The following is a 19,565-nucleotide window of genomic DNA, read 5'->3' as shown; positions in this document are numbered from 1 at the left end:
CTAATACAGTTATTCGGTTGTCATGAGGTCGTACCGATGCATCCGATATGACACTAAAGAATAATACTAAAGGCCCAGTTTCAGTCCGTCCACGGGCGAAAAGCGGGAAACACTCAACAGTCGATGAAAGAGTGGGGCAGGGGAGCCCGCCTGTCCGTCGTCGGGAAATTCGGGATAACCGGGCGCCCGGGATGGGCGGGGCCAGCCTCAGTCGCGGAGGGTCGGCCCGGCCACCAGTTGCCGTTCGGCGGCGGTTCGGATCATTTCCGCCAGCGCTGGATCGCGCTTCGACAGCTTCAGGAAGTCCTGGCGCTTCAGCACCAGCAGCCGGCAATAGCCCAGCGATACCACCTTGCTGGTGCGGCGGCGAAAGGGCTGGACCAGGGCAATCCCGCCAAAGAAGTCGCCGCTGCCCAGGCGCTGGTCGCCGTCGGGGAATTCCAGCGCGACCGCGCCCGACGCGATGAAATACATCTCGGTCCCGCGCTGGTCGGCCTGCAGCAGCACCTCGTCCGGCTTGGTGAAGCGGGTGCGCAGAAGCCGCGCGATCAGTTTCAGCTGGCCGTCGGACAGGCCCTGAAAGATCGGCACCCGGTCCAGCAGCGCCCGCGGCCGCAGCGTCAGGTCGAGGCGGGGCGGTGCGGCCACCGCCCGCTCGCGCCGGTCGAGATCGCCGATCAGATTGTCGTGCAATTCCTGGCCGATAATGCCGTCGTTCAACAGCCGCGTGTATTGCTGCCGTTCGCGCCGAATCGCGGCCCGCGCCACCAGGATGCGCTCCACCGCGCTCGCATAGTGCGGATATTGCGCCGCGATCGCGTCGATCTCGGCATTCACCGCATCGTGCCGGTCGGTCATCAGGTGCGACAGGTTGTCGGCCGCGTCCTGGCCGATCATCGGCGCGACGACCTGGCCGATGAACGTCCGCAACTCGCGGACGATCCGCTCGGTTTCCAGCAGCGCGATGAAGTGCATTTCGATGGCCCTGCGCAGCGGCCAGTCCAGCTTGAGAAACCGTCGGGTCAGCACGGCGAGGCGATAGCCGTCCGGCGCGCGGATGGCCGCCGCGGCGGCGGTGTCATAGCCCTCGCGCCCCTGGATGCGCGCCGCGTCCGCGATCCGCTCGGCGTTGAGGCGCAGCGCGACCGCCGAGCGTGGTCCGATTGCCCCTTCGTCGAACGCCCGCCGGATCAGTCGCGCCTCCTGGCCGCCGGTGATGGTCAGGCCGAGGCGCAGCCGCTCGCCGAAGGATATGCGTTCGCCGGCGGCCTGGGCCTCCGCCTGTTCGCGCCGCTCGCCGAGCGCACGGTCGACGGTCGCCAGCGCCTCGGGCTCCAGATCGCGCGCGCGCACGATGTTGGTCACCACCGCGCGCACCCGCTCCAGGGCGCCGGCGATGATCTTCTCGCGCAGGGCCAGGTCCGCCGCCGACAGGCGATCCAATCCCAACCGGTGCGTCACCCAGGCGAGCGAGCCCGCGTTCAGGAAAATCGTGGCAAGGGTGTAGGCGGCCGCAACCGCCCCCAGCAGCCGCGCATCCTCGCCCAGCACGCCCCGGTCGGCGATGGAGAGCGCCAGCACCAGCGTGACCGATCCGCGGACGCCGCCCCAGATCAGCAGGGCGCTCTGCCGTGCGGTGAGGGGCGTGGCCAGGTTCAGGCGCGCCAGCACCGGCAGCACCGCGACGAAGATCACGGCCCGCGCCAGCAAGGCGCAGACATAGACCAGGGCGGTGAGCGGCGCCACGATCCAGCCGACATGGCTGATCACGCTGGGCACCAGGCTGGCGGCGATGATCAGGATCAGGGCATTGGCCCAGAAGCCGATCTGCGACCAGACCACCCGCACCGTCTGCCAGTTCCCGGGCCCCATCCACAGGAAGCCGATGGACCCGGTGGCGAGGCCGGCAAACACCACCGCCACCACGCCGGAGCCGCCGACGAACTGCTCCGCGCCGATGAAGGAGCCATAGGCCACGAACAGGGTGACGGAAGCCTCCGCCGCGCTGGATCCCGCCAGCAGCGGATAGATCCGGCCCGCCACCAGCGCCGCCGCCAGCCCCAATCCGGCGCCTGCCCCGAAACTGTAGAGAAAGCCGCTCACCACCTGCCCGGCCGAGGGCTCGGTCGTGCCGGAGAGCAGGCCGATCATCAGCCCGAAAATGGCGATGGCCGCCGCATCGTTCAGCAGGCTCTCGCCTTCCAGGATCACCAGCAGCCGGCGGGGCGCGCCGATCTCCCGAAAGGTCGAGATCACCGCGGCCGGATCGGTCGTCGCCACGGCCGAGCCCAGCAGCAGGCAGGCCACGAGCGCGGTCGGCGTCGCGACCCAGACCGAAACGCCGATCAGCACGGTTGCGGTGACCACCGCCAGGATGGCCATGACCATCACCACCGCCGTGTCGTCCAGAAGGCGGCGGACATTGACCGCCAGCGTCATCTCGAACAGCAGTGGCGGCAGGAAGACATAGAGCATGGACTGGGAGTCGAGCATCAGTTGCGCGAACACCCAGCGGTCATAGGCGTCCAGCCCCTCGCCGAACAGGGCGCTGCCGCGTTCCAGCGCCACCAGCCCGATGGCGAGTCCCGACGCCGCGAACAGCACGGTTGCCGGCAATCGCAGTTTCCGCGCGAGCGGCACCGCGGCGGCCGCCAGCGCCAGCAGGCCGATCAGCACCAGCAGGCCATAGGCGACAATTGTCATCGTTGCGGGGGTTCCGCCGTCACGGGGCACGGGTCATCAAGTGGCATCAGGATGCCAGCGAACGCCGGCCCCGGCAAAGGGCAATGTGAGCCGGCCGTGGGGCGAGGGCGAGCGGGCCGGCCGGCCCGGGCGCGGTTCCGCGGCGACGCACACCGGGCCTGGTCCCGCCGGCCATGCTCCGCGCCGGTCGAAAATTTCCGCTCTATTTCAAGTTGTTGAGGCAAAGATGCATGGCCGGTTGCCTCGCCCGCCGCATTGTGCAAATAAGCGCCGGTCATACCAACCGTGCGAGGCTTTGACGCTTTCGCCGGCCCGCACCCCTTGTTCGACCCGATGCCCGGTCGAGCCGCGGGGGATGGGCCGCGCGCTCGCCCCCGCGCGCTTGGTATCGGCGGCATTGTCGGCATTTCGGAAGAAGCAGCCATGGCCGGGTTTTCCGCATATTCGCTCCTGCGCCAAGCGTTGACCGGGCATAAGCACTGGCCGCCGCAATGGCCGGACGCCCAGCCGAAGGCGGAGTACGACGTGGTGGTGGTCGGCGCCGGCGGCCACGGGCTGGCCACGGCCTATTACCTGGCCAGGGACCACGGCATCACCAATGTCTGCGTGCTCGACAAGGGCTGGCTCGGCGGCGGCAATACCGGGCGGAACACCACCATCGTCCGCTCGAACTATCTCTATGACGAAAGCGCCAGGCTCTACGACCATGCCATCGACCTGTGGGACGGGCTTTCCCAGGATCTGAACTACAATGTCATGTTCTCGCAGCGCGGCGTGATGATGCTGGCGCACACGGTGCACGACGTCCACAGCTTTCAACGGCACATCCACTCCAATCGCCTGAACGGCGTCGACAACCGCTGGCTGACGCCGCAACAGGCGAAAGACCTCTGTCCGCCGCTGAACATCGCCGCGAGCGCCCGCTATCCGGTGCTGGGCGCGGCCTGGCAGCAGCGCGCCGGCACCGCCCGGCACGACGCGGTCGCCTGGGGCTATGCCCGGGCGGCGGCGGCCCGGGGCGTCGACATCGTCCAGAACTGCCCGGTGACCGCGATCCGCCGCGGGCCGGACGGCGCGGTCGAAGGAGTCGAGACTGGCAAGGGCTTCATCCGAGCGAGGAAGGTGGCAGTCTCCGCCGCCGGCCATACCTCCGTCATCATGGCGAGCGCCGGCGTGCGCCTGCCGCTGGAGAGTTTTCCGTTGCAGGCCCTGGTCAGCGAGCCGGTCAAGCCGGTGTTCCCGTGCGTGGTCATGTCGAACACGGTGCACGCCTATATCAGCCAGTCGGACAAGGGCGAGCTGGTGATCGGCTCCGGCACCGACCAGTACACCTCGTACTCGCAGCGGGGCGGGCTGCCGCTGATCGAGCACACGGTGGCGGCGATCTGCGAGATGTTCCCGATCTTCCGCCGCATGCGCATGCTGCGCAATTGGGGCGGCGTGGTCGACGTGACGCCGGACCGCTCCGCCATTCTGGGCAAGACGCCGGTCCGGGGGCTCTATGTCAACTGCGGCTGGGGCACGGGGGGCTTCAAGGCGACACCGGGCGCCGGGCATGTGCTGGCCCACACCGTCGCCCGCGACGAGCCGCACGCGCTGAACGCCCCGTTCACGCTGGAGCGTTTCACCACCGGCCGGCTGATCGACGAGGCTGCGGCCGCCGCCGTCGCCCACTAGGAGGAAACAGGCATGCTGCTGATCCCGTGCCCCTATTGCGAGGCGGCGCTGCCGGAAGCGGAATTCGCCTATGGCGGCGAGGCGCACATCGCCCGCCCGGCCGATCCTTCGGCGGTGAGCGATGCGGAGTGGCGCGACTTCCTGTTCATCCGCACCAACGCCCGCGGCCCCCATTTCGAGCGCTGGCGGCACGTTCACGGCTGTGGCCGTTTCTTCAACGCCGTGCGCGACACGGTGAGCGACCGCTTCCTCGTCACCTACAAGGCGGGCGAGCCGAAGCCGGACCTCGCGGCACTGCGGGCGGCTGCCGGCAAGGGCGCTGCGGAATGACGGCTTTCCGAATCCCCGGAGCCGGCCGGGTCGATCACGGGCGGCCGGTGCGGTTCTCGTTCGACGGCCGGGCCTATGACGGGCTGGCGGGCGACACGCTGGCCTCCGCCCTGCTGGCGAACGGCGTGCATCTGGTCGGGCGTTCGTTCAAATACCACCGGCCGCGGGGCGTGCTCTCGGCCGGGTCGGAGGAGCCGAACGCCCTCGTCGGCATCCGCGGCGGCGGCGGGCGCGAGGAGCCGAACACGCGCGCGACGGTGCAGGACCTCTATGAGGGCCTGGCCGCGGTGAGCCAGAACCGCTGGCCCTGCCGGCAGTTCGACCTGGGCGCGGCGGCGGATCGGCTGCACCGGCTGCTGCCGGCCGGCTTCTATTACAAGACCTTCCTCTGGCCGAAGAGCTTCTGGGATCGGATCTACGAGCCGCTGATCCGCCGTGCCGCCGGCCTGGGCGTGGCGCCGTCGGCGCCGGACCCGGACCGCTACGCCGCCCGCTATGCCCATTGCGACGTGCTGGTGGTCGGCGCCGGCCCGGCCGGGATCGCGGCGGCGCTGGCGGCGGCGCGGAGCGGCGCACGGGTCATCCTCGCCGACGAGCAGGCGGAAATCGGCGGCGCGCTGCTGTCCGAACCGGGCGTCCGGATCGACGGCCAAACCGGCTGGGACTGGCTCGCCGCCGCACGAGCGGAACTGACGGCTCTCGCCCAAGTCCGGCTGCTGGAGCGGACCACCGCTATCGGCTATTACCACCGGAACATGGTGGGCTTGGCCCAGCGGCTGACCGACCACCTCGCCACCCCGCCGGAGCATGCCCCCCGGGAGCGGTTGTGGCGGGTGCGGGCCGGCCAGGTGGTGCTGGCCCAGGGCGCCATCGAACGGCCCTTGCTGTTCCACGGCAACGACCGGCCGGGCGTGATGCTGGCCGGGGCGGCGCAGACCTATCTGCACCGCTATGGCGTCCGGGTTGGGGAGCGAGCCGTGGTGGCGACCAGCCATGACAGCGCCTGGCACGCGGCCTTCGACCTCGCCGATGCGGGCGTGGCGATTGCGGCCATAGCCGACGTGCGCGCCGCGGTGGACCCAGCCCTGATCGCCGGCGCCCGAGCGCGCGGGATCGAGGCGTTGCCCGGCCACGCGATCACCGACACAAGCGGGCGGCTGCGGGTGCAGGCGGCGACGCTCGCCCCGCTGGCGGCAGCGGCAAGCGGAACCGGGCGGATATTGACCTGCGACTCGGTGCTGATGAGCGGCGGTTGGACGCCCTCGGTCCATCTGTTCTCGCACACCCAGGGCAAGCTGGTCTGGGACGAGGCCGTCCAGGCGTTCCTGCCCGGAGAAAAGACCGAGGACTGCCATATTGCCGGCGCCGGCCGCGGGCTATGGGGTATCGGCGCGGCTCTGGCGGACGGCGCGGCCATGGGTAGGGCTGCGGCAGAAGCAGCCGGCTTTCCCCCGGCGGAAGCACCGGCCCTTGCCGTGGAGAGTGACCGCGCCGGCACGGGCATCGGCCTCCGGGAACTGCCGACGCATCGGGCACCGCACCGGGTGCGGGCGTTCGTCGATTTCCAGAACGACGTGACCGCCAAGGACATCCGCCTCGCCGTCGCCGAGGGCATGCGCTCCATCGAGCACGTGAAGCGCTACACCACCACCGGCATGGCGACGGACCAGGGCAAGCTGGCCGGCATGAACGGGCTGGCGGTCGCCGCCGACGCGGCGGGCGAGCCGGAGCCGGCGCTGGGCCTCACCACCTTCCGCCCGCCCTACACGCCGACCACGTTCGGCGCGCTGGCCGGCTATCACCAGGACGGCCTGTTCGAGCTGACGCGCAAGACGCCCATCGACGGATGGGCGGAGGACAACGGCGCCGTGTTCGAGCCGGTGTCGCTCTGGCGCCGCGCCCGCTATTTCCCACGGGCCGGCGAGGACATGCGCGCCGCCGTGGCCCGCGAGTGCCGCACGACGCGCCAGGCGGTCGGGATGTTCGATGCCTCGACGCTCGGCAAGATCGAGGTGGTGGGGCCGGACGCGGCCGAATTCCTGAACCGCCTCTACACCAACCCCTTTGCCCGCCTGGGCGTCGGCCGCTGCCGCTATGGCCTGTTGCTGGGCGAGGACGGTTTCATTCGCGACGATGGCGTGATCGGGCGCCTCGCCGCCGGCCGTTTCCACGTCACCACCACCACCGGCGGTGCGGCGCGGGTGCTGGGCATGATGGAGGACTATCTCCAGACCGAATGGCCGGACCTGCGGGTGTGGCTGACCTCCACCACCGAGCAATGGGCCACCGTCGCCCTGAACGGCCCGAACGCGCGCCGGCTGTTGCAGCCGCTGGTCGAGGGGCTGGATCTCTCGGACGGGCGCTTCCCGCACATGTCGGTGGCGGAATGCCGGGTGGCGGGCGTCCCGGCCCGGCTGTTCCGGGTCAGCTTCACCGGCGAAATGGGCTTCGAGGTGAATGTGCCCGCCCGCCACGGCCTGGCGCTCTGGCAGCGATTGCAGGCGGAGGGGGAGGCGCACGGCCTTGGCGTCTATGGCACCGAGACCATGCACGTGCTGCGGGCGGAGAAGGGCTTCATCATTGTCGGCCAGGACACGGACGGCACGGTGACGCCGGACGATGCCGGTCTCGGCTGGGCCATCGGCAAGCGCAAGCCGGACTTCGTCGGCAAGCGCTCGCTGACCCGGCCGGATCTGGTGGCGCGGAACCGCAAGCAGTTGGTCGGGCTGCTGACCCACGACCCCCGCGTCGTGCTGGAGGAAGGCGCCCAGATCGTCGAGAACCCGCACCAGCCGCTGCCCATGACCATGATCGGCCATGTCACCTCGGCCTATTGGAGCGAGACGCTCGGCCGTTCCATCGCGCTGGCGCTGGTCGAGGGCGGGCGGATGCGCATGGGCGAGACGCTTCACCTACCGATGCCCGGCGCAACCCACAAGGCGCGGGTTGCCGGCACCGTGTTCTACGACCCCGATGGCCGGAGGCTCTCGGCATGAGGGAAGGTTCCCCGATGGCATCCGAAGGCCCTGTCCGCCTGGCACTGTTGCCGGAGACGGCGCGCTATAGCTTGAGAGTGCGGCCGGCCGAACGCGCTGCTGCGTCCCGTGCCTTCGGCAGCGACCTGCCTGTCCGCATCGGCGCGCGGATCGACGCCGACGGGCCGACCGGCGCGCGCGCCGCCCTCTGCCTGGGGCCGGACGAATGGGTGCTGCACACTGCGGCCGAGGATGCCTTGACCCTGCAACGGGCCTTTGCCGCAATCGAGGCCGAAGCGCCGCACAGCCTGGTGGATATCAGCGACCGGGAATGCGCCATCGCCCTGTCGGGAGACGGGGCGGCGGACCTGCTGGCAACCGGCTGCCCGCGCGACGTCGAGGCCATACCCGTCGGCGGCGGGACGCGGACGGTGTTCGATACCGTGCCCGTGGTCCTGTTCCGCGACGGCGAGACGGACTACCGGATCGAGGTTTGGCGCTCGCACGGGCCCCATGTGTGGCAATGGCTGAACCGCGCCAACCGCGAACTCGGCGCGGGCGCATCCCAGAGCAATTTCAAGCACAATGGGATCACTGTGCGACTCGGATAATTGCGGAAAATCAAATGATTAGAGCTGATGCGGTGAGCCAAGGCGAACGGAAACTGCTCTAGGCGAGCGGACGGAACGGGGGCGACGGGGCGCCCGGTTCCGGCGTCAGTTCTGGCCGTGGCAGTGCTTGTATTTCCGGCCCGAGCCGCAAGGGCAGGGCGCGTTGCGGGCGACCTTGCCCCAGGTCTCCGGCCGGGCGGCGTCGAAGGCCGGGCGGGGCGCCGGAGCGCGGGCCGGCTGCGCGGCCTGGGCCGTTGCGGGTGAGGGGCCGGCGGGCCCCGCCTCCGCGTCCGCCAGTTCCAGCGCCGAGGTTTCGTCGTGCCGTTCCTGCCACTCGTGGCCGTCGGGAGATTGCGGCATGTCAACCTCCTGCTGGCGCAGTTCCAGATGCGACAGGGCCGAGGTCACGCCTTCGCGCAGATGGGCCAGCATGGCCTCGAACAGCTCGAACGCTTCGGACTTGTATTCGTTCAGCGGGTCGCGCTGCGCATAGGCCCGGAGGCCGATGCCCTGGCGCAGATGGTCCAGTTGCAGCAGGTGGTCCTTCCAATACTGGTCCAGCAATTGCAGCAGCACGCTCTTTTCGGCGAGCCGCATCAACTCCGGCCCCCAGTTGGCCGCCTTGCTCGCCATGCGCTCTTCGATGGCCTTGGCGATGCGGTCGTGGATCTCGTCGTCCGCGATGCCCTCTTCCCTGGCCCAGTCGGAAACCGGCAGTTCCAGGGCGAACAGCCGCTGCGCGTCCGTGTGCAGGCCGGCGGTATCCCACTGATCCGGCAGCGCCTTTTCCGGCATGTGCGTGGAGACAATCTCGTCCAGCACGTGTTCGCGCATGTCGAGCACGGTCTCGTGGACATTGTCCGTCGTCATGATCTCGCGGCGCTGTTCGTAGATCACCTTGCGCTGGTCGTTCATGACGTTGTCGAAGCGCAGCAGGTTCTTGCGGATGTCGAAGTTGCGCGCCTCGACCTTTTGCTGCGCCTTTTCCAGGGCCTTGTTGATCCACGGATGGATGATGGCCTCGCCCTCTTTCAGGCCCAGCCGGCGCAGCACGCCGTCCATGCGCTCGGACCCGAAAATGCGCATCAGGTCGTCTTCGAGGCTGACGAAGAATTTCGACGCGCCCGGGTCGCCCTGACGGCCGGAGCGGCCGCGCAACTGGTTGTCGATGCGCCGGCTTTCGTGGCGCTCGGTGCCGATGACATAGAGGCCGCCGGCCTGCTTCACCAGCGCCTTGTCGCGCTCGACCTCGGCCTGGGTTTCGGCGACGATGCGCTCGCGCTCGGCTTCGTCGGCGACCTTTTCGACCCGCTGCAACGCCATCAGCTCGGCATTGCCGCCCAGCTGGATGTCGGTGCCGCGGCCGGCCATGTTGGTGGCGATGGTGACCGCGCCCGGCTGGCCGGCCTGGGCGATGATCAGCGCTTCCTGCTCGTGGTAGCGCGCGTTCAGCACTTGGTGCTTGATGCCCGTCTGCTTCAGCAGCGCCGACAGCGCCTCCGAGCGCTCGATCGAGACCGTGCCGACCAGCACCGGCTGCTGGCGTTTGTTGCACTCCTGGATCTCGGCGATGATGGCGTCGTTTTTCTCCGCCATCGACCGATAGACCTCGTCGTCGTAGTCCTTGCGGAGCACGGGGACATTGGTCGGCATGTCGACGACTTCGAGCTGGTAGATCTCGTCGAATTCGCCGGCCTCGGTCATGGCCGTGCCGGTCATGCCGGCCAGTTTCTCGTAGAGGCGGAAATAGTTCTGGAAGGTGATGGAGGCCAGGGTCTGGTTCTCCAACTGGACCTCGACGCCTTCCTTGGCTTCCAGCGCCTGGTGCAGGCCCTCGGAATAGCGGCGGCCTTCCATGGCGCGGCCGGTGAACTCGTCGATGATGATGACCTGATTGTTGCGGACCATATAGTCCTTGTCGCGCTCGAACAGGGTGTGGGCGCGCAGGGCCTGGTTCATGTGGTGGACCAGCGAGATGTTCGCCGTGTCGTACATGTTGCCTTCGGCCAGCAGTCCGGACTCGCGGAACAGGGTCTCGACGAATTCGCCACCGTCTTCGGTCAGGGTGACCGTGCGGGCCTTTTCGTCTTTCTCGTAATGCTCGGGCTTCAGGCTCGGCATCAGCGCATTGACGCGCACGTAAAGCTCGGTCGAGCTTTCGGTCGGGCCGGAAATGATCAGCGGCGTCCGCGCCTCGTCGATCAGGATCGAGTCGACCTCGTCGACGATGGCGAAATAGAACGGCCGCTGGACCATGTCCTCCAGCCGGAATTTCATATTGTCGCGCAGATAGTCGAAGCCGAACTCGTTGTTGGTGCCATAGGTGATGTCGCAGGCGTATTGCTGGCGGCGCGCATCGTCGTCGAGGCCGTGCACGATGCAGCCGACCGACAGGCCCAGGAACTGGTAGACCTGCCCCATCCAGACCGCGTCGCGGCGGGCCAGATAGTCGTTGACGGTGACGACATGGACGCCGCGCCCGGTCAGTGCGTTCAGATAGACGGGCAGGGTGGCGACCAGCGTCTTGCCTTCGCCGGTCTTCATCTCGGTGATCTTGCCCTGGTGCAGGACGATGCCGCCTTGCAACTGCACATCGTAATGCCGCTGGCCGAGGGTTCGCTTCGCCGCCTCCCGCACGGTGGCGAAGGCTTCGATCATCAGGTCGTCCAGGCTCTCGCCCTGGGCCAGCCGTTCGCGGAACGCGACGGTTCGGGCGGCGAGCGCGGCATCGTCCAGCGCCTCCAGGTCCGGCTCCAGGGCGGTGATGGCCTGGATGTTGGAGCCGAGCTTCTTGATCACACGATCGTTGGCGGAGCCGAACAGGCGTTTCGCGAGCGCGCCGAGCATGGCGGTCCTCGTGGCTGATTGCATGGGTGGCGGCTGCGGGATCAAAGACAACGCCCGGCGGGACGGGCAGAAAGCCCGGCAGCCCCGCTTGCGCGCCAGACAGGCACGACAACGGATGCTCGGGAGATAGGCGGCAGAGGGGCCAAAGTCAATTGCGGCCTAAGGTTCGCAGCCGCCGGCTCGGCCCCGAGGGTCACCCCTGGGGCGGCATCTCGCCGGGGCCGGTGACCGCTCCCTGTTCGCCGGTCTCCAGCCGCGCTTTCAGCGTGGACAGCAGCGGGAACAGCGCCGCCATGATGGCGATCAGCAAGCCGTACGGCCCCTCGCGATAGCCCTTGCGCTGCACATAGCACTTGAAAAACCGGGTGAAGAGGCGGCGCACATCGCCGGGAATCGAGCCCTGCAGGCCCTGCTCGCGCATGTCGCGGGCGCGGTTGGTGGTGTAGCGGTTCAGGCGCTGGATCATGTCGGTGATGTCTTTGTCGACATAATGGATCATCCGCCCCTTCAAGTCCGGCCCGCGCTTGCCGGTGAAGGTGACGCCGGGGTGGGACCGGGCGACGCCCCATTGCTTGGCGCCCTTGCGGAACAGCCGCATCACGCCGCTGGAGCCGAACGAACCGCCCCAGCCATAGCGCACCAGGGTTTTGCCCACATAGTTGTCGAACGGGATCAGCGCATAGTCGAAACCGGCATTCGCATCGACGAGGCGCCGGATCTCGGCTCCCAGTTCCGGCGTGATGCGCTCGTCGGCGTCCAGTTCCAGGATCCAGTCGCTGGCGGCGGCGTCGATGCCGGCATGGCGGCGGGCGCCCTGGTTCGGCCAGGCGCCCTCGACGATGGTGTCGGTATAGTGCCGGGCGAGGGCGACGGTGGCGTCGGTGCAGCGGTCCGCGACCACGACGATTTCATCGGCCCACCGGGCGGCATCCAGGCAGGCTTCGATCTGGTGCGCTTCGTTGTGGGCGCACAGCACAACCGCAACGGTCATGGCGAGGGCTCCAATAGTTTGCGGGCGGCGGCGATCACCGACTCCGGTGGGATTTCGCCCATCAGGCTGCCGGTCGTAAAGCGGTTGTAGCCGGGGGCGTTGACGAATTCGTCGAACGTGGTCCGGGTTTGGACCACGGCGGTGTGCTCGCCCCAGGGCGCGTACAGTTCCGGGCGCGACGGGCCGAACAGGCCGACGGTCGGCGTGCCGACGGCGGCGGCCATGTGCATCAGGCCGGAATCGTTGCCGACATAGAGCCGGGCGCGGGCCAGGGCCGCGGCCAGCACCGGCAGCGGCCAGCCGAATGCCGCCACGCTCGGGTGGTCGTGCAGCGCCGCGAACACCGGCTCGGCCATGGCTTCCTCGCCGGGGGCGCCGGCGACCAGGATGCGGGCGCCGGCCAGCGGCCCGTCGGGGGCGACCAGGGCGCGGGCCACGGCCCCGAACCGCTCCGCCTGCCATTGCTTGCCGGCCCAGTTGGCGGTGGGGCCGATGGCGAGCCAGGGGCCGTTCGCGCCCAGGCGCCGCCCGGCTTCCGCGGCGTCGGCGTCGCTCCAGCAGAGGCGCGGCGCCAGCGGCGCCGAAGCGCCCAGGGTCTCGGTCAGATGCAGCACCCGGTGGCGCAGGGCCCGGTCCGGGCCCATCACCGTGCGCCGGCGGCTCCAGACCGTGTAGGCAAAAGCCGAGCCGCGCAGGTCCACCACATGGGTCCAGCGGCGGCCGACGGCCTGGCGCCACAGCTTCCACCAATGGCCGGCGCGCGGCAGCTTGCGGATCGGCCACACCTCCGCCACTTCGGGCATGGCCGCGAACAGCGGCGCCGGCAGGGCGCCGCAGGCCACGGTCAGGGCCACGCCCGGATAGCGCTCCGCCAGATAGGGCACGGCGCCCGTGGTCAGAACGGCGTCGCCCAGGCGGTTGGCGGTGATGAGGAGGGCGCGGCTTGGCTGAGGCAACGGAACAGGCACGAAAATGGTGGCGATGACGGCGAGGCGCCTCTATAGCAGCAACGAGACGCTGGCCAAGCCCCTATGCGCTGCCTCAAGGACAATTCGCCATGACCAGCCCTTCTGCGTCCCCTTCCGATCCCGCCCTTCTGGCCGCGCTGGCGCCGCTCGGCGCCATCGATCCGGCCGATCGGGCCATCGCGCCGCCGCACCGCCGACCGCTGGACGAGCGGCGCGAATGTCTGGTCATATGGCAGCCCGATTCGGAGGGCGGCGACTGGAGCCTGGTGGTCTATGCCCGGCCGGTCGACCCGACCGATACCGCGACGCCGGTGGCCCGCCTGGCCCTGCACCTGCCCGCGAGCCAGGACCGGGCCTCGGTCCATTGGGAGGACGCGGACCCCGCTTTCCGGGCCTGGGCGGCCGCCGAACTGCCCGCCATCGCCCGCGACCTCGCCGCCGGCCAGCCGGCGGAACTGGCGAGGCTGCGGGCGAGGGCCAGGATCAACACCAATGTCGCCGGCAAGCTCAGCGGGTTGCTGCCGCATGCGGTCGTGCTGGGCGGGCTGGCGGCGTTCGCCTACATGTTCGGCATCGTCAACATTCATTGAGCCCCCGCCCGGCCCGCCGCAGCGCCCGCCCGGAGAAGCGGCCGGGCGCGAGGGCCGGTGGCATGGCGGCTCAGAGCGTGTCCAGTGCCTCGTTCAGCAGGGTCATGGCCTCGACGGCGAAGCGGAACATGTTCGCCTCGCGGTCGCCGTCGGCGGTTTCCAGCGTGCGTGCCACGCTGACCGCGCCGGCGATGGCGACGCAGGTGTGGCCGGCGGCATCGCCATAGCGATTGCCGGTCGGCCCCGCCGCCCCGGTCTCGGCCAGACCCCAGTCGGTGTCGACCTTGGCGCGCACGGTCTTGGCCAGCAGGGCGGCATAGGGCTCGGACGAGGAGCGGATGCCCATTTCCGCCATATCGGCGCGGTCGATGCCCAGCAGGCCCTCGCGGCTCCACTGCGAATAGGGCACGGCGCCGCCGCGCATATAGGCGCTGGCGCCGCCAATGCTGAGCAGCGCGGCCGAGACCAGGCCGCCGGAGGAGGTTTCGGAGACGGCGAGGGTCTCGCCGCGGGTTTTCAACTTGCCGCCGATCTCGGCAGCCAGACGGGTCAGGTCGTTCCAGTCGGCCATGGGGGCATCCTTTCGGGGGAGAGCCGGGTGCTTACGCCGCTTCGGCGTTGCGAAGCTTCAATTTCAGCCCAGCCACCTGGTAGATGTCCAGATCGGTGATGTCGGCGATGTCCTGCAGCGACAATCGCGTCTCCAGGATCAGCGTGCGCGCGAACTCCAGCGGGTTGCGGCGGCGGCGGCTGCGCGGCGCATAGGCGGACGCCCGCGGGCGTGGCGAGCCCGGCTCCGCCTCTTCGTCCAGGCCGCGGGCGCGGGCGTCGCGCCGGGCCTGTTCCCACCGGGCCTTGTCGGCCTTGCGCCGCAGTTCGGCCTCGCGGAAGCGGCTCGCGGCCTCCCGCTGCGAGGCGCGCCAGCGCTGCTCCGCCGGCGTCGGTTCCGGTTCCGGATCGACGGGATCGCCGCGCGCGGCCTCGTCCAGCGTCATGCCGTGCTTGGCCACCAGACGCTCCGCCGCCGCCAAAGCCGCCGCCCGCTCGCCCTCATAGGGGCTGTTGGCCGCCAGCTTCAACAGGTTGTGGAAGCGTTCCTGCTCCTTCGGGGACAGTGGGGTGGAAATGGCCTTTGGCTCCGGCTGGTTTGGCATGGTCACAAAGCCCAAATCCTAACCGATTTGGCCCCGAAAGGCGACAGGACTTCCGGGTGAGGGCTCAGCTTCCCGGCACGATCCCCGCCGGCAGGCTGGCGATATGCCTGGCGATCTCGCCGGGTCGGGTCAGCCAGATTTTGTCCCGGTGCCTGTCGATATGGGCGAAGACGCGCTTCAGCGCGCGCAGCCGGTAGGGGCGGCCGACCACGAACGGGTGCAGGCTGATCGGACAGACGAGCGGGTATTTCGCCGACTGTTCCAGCATCTCGTCGAACTGGTCGATCAGCATCTGCGCGAACTCGTCCGAGGTGTAGCGGAACCAGACAATGCCCCGGTTGTCGTTGCACTCGATCGGATAGGGCATGGACAGGATCCGGCCGCCGCGGGTCGCCATCCAGATCGGCTGGTCGTCCATGGTCCAGTCCATGTGGTAGAGATAGCCTTCCTCTTGCAACAGATCGAGCGTCACCGGCGAGTTGGACAGCCAGGGGCTCATCCAGCCGGTCGGCCGCTGGCCCTCATGCTCGGCGATGATGTCGGTGCAGGAGCGGATGAAGGCGCGTTCGTCGGCTTCCGAGAGCTTGCCCTGTTCGTCGGAATTGGTGTGGCCGTGGCCCAGGAATTCGTCGCCGCGGTCGCGGTGGCGCTTCGGAATGTCCGGGCATTCCTCGTAAATGGCGGTGTTGAGCTGGACCTCCGCCGGCATGTCATAGCGGTCGAGCGCGTCCAGCATGGTCCAGAAGCCGACGCGGTTGCCGTAATCGCGCCAGGAATAGACCGAGTCGCTCACCGCCTGGTCCGGCGGGGCGATGGCCGCTCCCTTGCCCTCGCCATAGCGGAACACTTCCACATTGTTGGCGATATAGACCGCGAGCCGCGTGCCGTTCGGCCACTCGTAGGTCTTGCGGGAATCGATGGAGGAATAGGCGTAGCGGGATTGCCTTTGAACGTCGGACATGAGCGGCCACCTGACGGGGAAGGGGAGACGCCGAAAGCCTAGGCCAGGCATCGCCATCGGCCAAGCGTTCGTCCCGGGCGCGCCCGCTGGGGCCGGTCGCCCTTGGCGAGCGCCCGATGGCTTGGCATAGTTGGCGGCAACAGGGGCCTGCCTGGCAAGGCCTCCGATCCGAAACCGAGGAACGCCCACCATGAGTAGCAGCACCAGCACCGTCGCCAGCCGCGCCGGCGTCAACGAGGAATGGCTCGCCAGGCGGGCCGAGGAGGTGCTGGAGCCGGATCTGCCGATCTGCGACCCGCACCACCATCTCTGGGATTTTCCGGCGCACCGCTATCTGCTCGACCAGTTGCTGGCGGATATCGGCGACGGCCACAATGTGCGCTCGACCGTGTTCATCGAATGCACGGCCTTCTATCGCGCCGACGGGCCGGAAAACCTGCGCCTGGTGGGCGAGACCGAGTTCGTCAACGGCACAGCGGCCATGGCCGCCAGCGGCCGCTATGGCGCGAGCCGGCCCTGCTCGGCCATTGTCGGCTGCGCGCTGCTGAACCAGGGCGCGGCGGTCGAGGAGGTGTTGCAGGCCCATGTCGCCGCCGGCAATGGCCGCTTCCGCGGCGTCCGCCATTCCGCCGCCTGGGACGCGCACGACGAGATTCACAACGGCCACACCAACCCGCCGCGGGGCCTCTACCTGGACGCCAAGTTCCGCGAGGGCTTCGGCGTGTTGCAGCGCATGGGGCTGACCTTCGACGCCTGGCTCTATCACCCGCAATTGCCGGAGGTGGCCGCGCTGGCCGCGGCCTTCCCCGACGCCAAAATCGTGCTGGACCATTGCGGCGGTCCGCTGGGCATCGGCCCCTATGCCGGCAAGCAGGACGCCTATTTCGCCCAGTGGCAGAAGGATATCCGCGCCATCGCCGCGGCCTCCGAGAATGTCTATGTCAAGGTCGGCGGCATCGGCATGAAGGTGAACGGCCACGGCTTCCACGACCTGCCGGAACCGCCCTCGTCCGAGCGGCTGGCCGAGGTCTGGCGGCCGTATATGGAAACCTGCATCGAGGCGTTCGGGCCGAAGCGCAGCATGTTCGAGAGCAATTTCCCGGTGGACAAGGTCTCCGGCAGCTATCGCACCTACTGGAACGCCTTCAAGCGCGTCGCGAGCGGCGCCAGCGCCGAAGAGAAGCGCTGGCTGTTCCACGACGCCGCCGCCACATTCTACGGGCTGGAGACCCTGGGCCGGTGAGCAGCATTCAAGCCTTCGACTGGATTGCCAAGCACGCGACCGCCCAGCCGGACGCGCCGGCGCTGAACGATCTCCTGTCCGGCCGCCGCTACACCTATCGGGACATGCACGAACGGCTCGACCGCTGCGCCCTGTTCCTGCACCGGCACTGCGGCGTCGGCCCGGGCGACCGGGTGGCGCTGCTGATGCACAATTCCTCCGACGTGGTCGAGGTTTTGTTCGCCTGCTGGCGGCTGGGGGCGATCTGCGTGCCGATGAACTGGCGCCTGGCCGTGCCGGAAATCGTCTACATTCTGGGGGACTGCCAGCCCAAGGCCCTGGTGCACACCGCGGAGTTCGCCGAGAACGCCGCCGCGGCCGCGGCCCAGCTTCAGGGGGAGGTGGCGCTGGTCGGCGTCGACGACGGCCGGCCCAGCCCGTATGAAAGCGGCCTGAACGCCGCCGCGGGTTCTCTGCCGGCGGTGGAGCACGGCTTCGACGATCCGTGGGTGCTGCTCTACACCAGCGGCACCACGGGCCGGCCGAAGGGCGCGCAGATCACCTATGGCATGCAATTGTTCAACGCGGTCAACTGCGCCGTCGCGACCGGCATCACCAACCGCAGCCATGGCCTTTGCGTGCTGCCGCTGTTCCATGTGGGCGGCGTCTGCGTCTATCTGAGCCCGATCCTGCATGCCGGCGGCAACAACACCATCATGCACGAGTTCGACGCGGAAAAGATGCTGGGCCTGATGACGGACCGCAGCGCCGACGCCATGACCCACTGCCTGGGCGTGCCGACCAACTTCCTGTTCATCAGCCAGTTGCCGGCCTTCCGCGAGGCGAAGCTGGACCATCTGCAAAGCGTCGGCGTCGGCGGCGCCGCCCCATCCACGGCCCTGCTGGAAACCTACGCCAAGAAGGGCGTGCTGTTCGAGCACGCCTGGGGCATGACCGAGACCTCGTCCATCGGCACGATCATTCCCAAGCACAGGGCGCTGGAGAAAATCGGCTCCTGCGGCCTGCCGGCCCTGCACGTGGACTGCAAGATCGCCGACGAGGACGGCAACGACCTGCCGCCCGGCGCGGTCGGCGAATTGCTGATCCGCGGGCCCACCGTCACCAGCGGCTATTGGCAGATGCCGGAGGCGACGGCCCAGGCCTTCCTGCCCGGCGGCTGGTTCCGCACCGGCGACGCGGCGCGCGTCGACGAGGACGGCTATTACTACATCGTCGATCGCTGGAAGGACATGTACATCTCCGGCGGCGAGAACGTGTACCCGCTGGAGGTGGAGGACGCGCTCTACCGCCTGAACGGCGTCGCCGAATGCGCCGTGGTCGGCGTGCCCGACCCGCGCTGGGGCGAGGTCGGCCGCGCCTTCATCGTGCAGGAGGCCGGCGCCGGCCTGACCGAGGACCGGGTGATCGCCCATTGCCGCGAAAACCTGGCCCATTACAAGGCGCCGAAAAGCGTCCGCTTCATCGACGAACTGCCGCACAACGCCACCGGCAAGATCACCAAACACCTGCTGCCGCGGGAGTAGGCCGCGCGGCCGCTCCGGAGCCCGAAAGGAGTCCTGCCCATGGAAATCGGCGCCTTCATGTTCGCCACCGACTACAATATCGACATCGTCGAACTGGCGACGGCGATGGAAGAGCGGGGCTTCGACGCCCTGTTCGTGCCGGAGCACACCCACATTCCCGCCAGCCGCCAATCGCCCTTTCCGGGCGGCGGCGACCTGCCGCGGAAATACGTCCACACCCACGACCCGCTGGTCTCGCTCGCCTTCGCCGCGGCGGCGACGGAGAACCTCACCATCGGCACCGGCATCTGCCTGGTGCCGCAGCACGATCCGATCGTGCTGGCCAAGGGCATCGCCTCGCTCGACATGCTTTCGGGCGGCCGGTTCGTCTTCGGCATCGGCGGCGGCTGGAATGTGGAGGAGATGGAGAATCACGGCGCCACCCACAAAACCCGCTTCGCCATGCTGCGCGAGAAAGTCCTGGCGATGAAGGAACTCTGGACCCGGGAGGAGGCGAGTTTTGCCGGCGACTTTGTGAATTTCGAGAACATCTGGAGCTATCCGAAGCCGGTGCAGGCGCCGCACCCGCCGATCCTGCTGGGCGGCGAGACCGACTACACGCTGCGCCGGGTGGTGGAGTTCTGCGACGGCTGGTTCCCGCGCGCGGGTGCGAATTTCGACCCGCACGACGCCATGCAACGCCTGCGCCGCCACGCCGACGCCGCCGGGCGGGACATGAGCACGCTCTCGGTCACCGTGTTCCGTGCGCCGGCGGAGCAGGCCGCGTTGGACAGCTATCGCCAGCACGGCGTTCACCGCGCGCTGCTGGAAATCCCCGACACGTCCCGCGACGAGGTGCTGAAGCTCTTGGACCGGTACGCGAAACTGCTGACCTAGCCCGGCGCCGGTTAGAGCGTCGCGGCGGTTGCATCCGCCATTGACCCCGCGGCCATTCTGAGTATGGTCGCGGCTCCCCTGGACACGGGCCCGTAGCTCAGTCGGTAGAGCAACTG

General features: G+C 68.9%; 15 protein-coding genes. 8 read left to right on the top strand and 7 right to left on the bottom strand.

The window, feature by feature from the left end; genetic code table 11:
• Positions 1 to 207 precede the first annotated feature (207 nt).
• Entirely contained in the window at positions 208 to 2,703 is a 2,496-nt protein-coding gene (locus H6844_16365) for a cation:proton antiporter (protein ID MCB9930978.1), read from the bottom strand.
• Positions 2,704 to 3,126: 423 nt separating this feature from the next.
• Here H6844_16365 and H6844_16360 point away from each other — a divergent pair, with 423 nt between their 5' ends.
• From H6844_16360 to H6844_16345, 4 genes are read left to right on the top strand one after another with little or no spacing between them, the layout of a single operon-like run.
• The gene (locus tag H6844_16360) at positions 3,127 to 4,380 is read left to right on the top strand and encodes a sarcosine oxidase subunit beta family protein (GenBank protein MCB9930977.1); all 1,254 of its coding nucleotides are present in this window, start codon (positions 3,127 to 3,129) and stop codon (positions 4,378 to 4,380) included.
• Positions 4,381 to 4,392: 12 nt separating this feature from the next.
• Positions 4,393 to 4,710 carry a sarcosine oxidase subunit delta gene (locus tag H6844_16355; GenBank protein MCB9930976.1) on the top strand — a complete coding sequence of 106 codons (318 nt, stop codon included), beginning with the start codon at positions 4,393 to 4,395 and terminating at the stop codon, positions 4,708 to 4,710.
• The gene (locus H6844_16350; GenBank protein MCB9930975.1) at positions 4,707 to 7,706 is read left to right on the top strand and encodes a sarcosine oxidase subunit alpha family protein; all 3,000 of its coding nucleotides are present in this window, start codon (positions 4,707 to 4,709) and stop codon (positions 7,704 to 7,706) included. The genes H6844_16355 and H6844_16350 overlap by 4 nt, the downstream gene beginning before the upstream one ends.
• Complete coding sequence (locus tag H6844_16345; protein MCB9930974.1) at positions 7,703 to 8,296, top strand: sarcosine oxidase subunit gamma; 594 nt, start codon at positions 7,703 to 7,705, stop codon at positions 8,294 to 8,296. The genes H6844_16350 and H6844_16345 overlap by 4 nt, the downstream gene beginning before the upstream one ends.
• 105 nt (positions 8,297 to 8,401) lie before the next feature.
• Here the strand turns inward: H6844_16345 and secA are convergent, their stop codons facing one another.
• From secA to H6844_16330, 3 genes are all read right to left on the bottom strand, one after another.
• The gene (gene secA, locus H6844_16340; protein ID MCB9930973.1) at positions 8,402 to 11,143 is read right to left on the bottom strand and encodes a preprotein translocase subunit SecA; all 2,742 of its coding nucleotides are present in this window, start codon (positions 11,141 to 11,143) and stop codon (positions 8,402 to 8,404) included.
• Between the two features lie 193 nt (positions 11,144 to 11,336).
• Complete coding sequence (locus H6844_16335; GenBank protein ID MCB9930972.1) at positions 11,337 to 12,134, bottom strand: glycosyltransferase family 2 protein; 798 nt, start codon at positions 12,132 to 12,134, stop codon at positions 11,337 to 11,339.
• Entirely contained in the window at positions 12,131 to 13,108 is a 978-nt protein-coding gene (locus tag H6844_16330) for a glycosyltransferase family 9 protein (protein MCB9930971.1), read from the bottom strand. Before H6844_16330 ends, H6844_16335 begins: the two co-directional genes overlap by 4 nt.
• An 83-nt stretch (positions 13,109 to 13,191) precedes the next feature.
• Between H6844_16330 and H6844_16325 the strand changes: the two genes are divergently transcribed.
• The gene (locus H6844_16325) at positions 13,192 to 13,692 is read left to right on the top strand and encodes a hypothetical protein (protein MCB9930970.1); all 501 of its coding nucleotides are present in this window, start codon (positions 13,192 to 13,194) and stop codon (positions 13,690 to 13,692) included.
• Between the two features lie 70 nt (positions 13,693 to 13,762).
• Here the strand turns inward: H6844_16325 and H6844_16320 are convergent, their stop codons facing one another.
• Genes H6844_16320 through H6844_16310 form a run of 3 tightly spaced genes read right to left on the bottom strand, consistent with a single transcriptional unit; the run spans position 13,763 to position 15,807 of the window.
• Positions 13,763 to 14,263, bottom strand: a complete 501-nt coding sequence (locus H6844_16320) for a CinA family protein (protein MCB9930969.1) — start codon at positions 14,261 to 14,263, stop codon at positions 13,763 to 13,765.
• Positions 14,264 to 14,294: 31 nt separating this feature from the next.
• Positions 14,295 to 14,852: a DUF2786 domain-containing protein gene (locus H6844_16315; GenBank protein MCB9930968.1), complete on the bottom strand. Its 558-nt coding sequence runs from the start codon at positions 14,850 to 14,852 to the stop codon at positions 14,295 to 14,297.
• 58 nt (positions 14,853 to 14,910) lie between these two features.
• Positions 14,911 to 15,807 carry a polysaccharide deacetylase family protein gene (locus tag H6844_16310; GenBank protein ID MCB9930967.1) on the bottom strand — a complete coding sequence of 299 codons (897 nt, stop codon included), beginning with the start codon at positions 15,805 to 15,807 and terminating at the stop codon, positions 14,911 to 14,913.
• A 190-nt stretch (positions 15,808 to 15,997) separates the two neighbouring features.
• Between H6844_16310 and H6844_16305 the strand changes: the two genes are divergently transcribed.
• From H6844_16305 to H6844_16295, 3 genes are read left to right on the top strand one after another with little or no spacing between them, the layout of a single operon-like run.
• Entirely contained in the window at positions 15,998 to 17,050 is a 1,053-nt protein-coding gene (locus H6844_16305; protein MCB9930966.1) for an amidohydrolase family protein, read from the top strand.
• Positions 17,047 to 18,573, top strand: coding sequence for a long-chain fatty acid--CoA ligase (locus H6844_16300; GenBank protein ID MCB9930965.1), 1,527 nt, complete (start codon positions 17,047 to 17,049; stop codon positions 18,571 to 18,573). Before H6844_16305 ends, H6844_16300 begins: the two co-directional genes overlap by 4 nt.
• A gap of 39 nt (positions 18,574 to 18,612) precedes the next feature.
• A complete protein-coding gene (locus tag H6844_16295) occupies positions 18,613 to 19,449 on the top strand; it encodes an LLM class F420-dependent oxidoreductase (GenBank protein MCB9930964.1) in 837 nt (278 codons plus the stop codon).
• The last annotated feature ends 116 nt before the right edge of the window (positions 19,450 to 19,565 follow it).

This window comes from Alphaproteobacteria bacterium (assembly GCA_020638555.1).
Lineage (GTDB): Bacteria > Pseudomonadota > Alphaproteobacteria > Bin95 > Bin95 > JACKII01.
The sequence above is the reverse complement of the archived record's forward strand: the minus strand, read 5'-3'. Positions and strand labels throughout refer to the sequence as shown.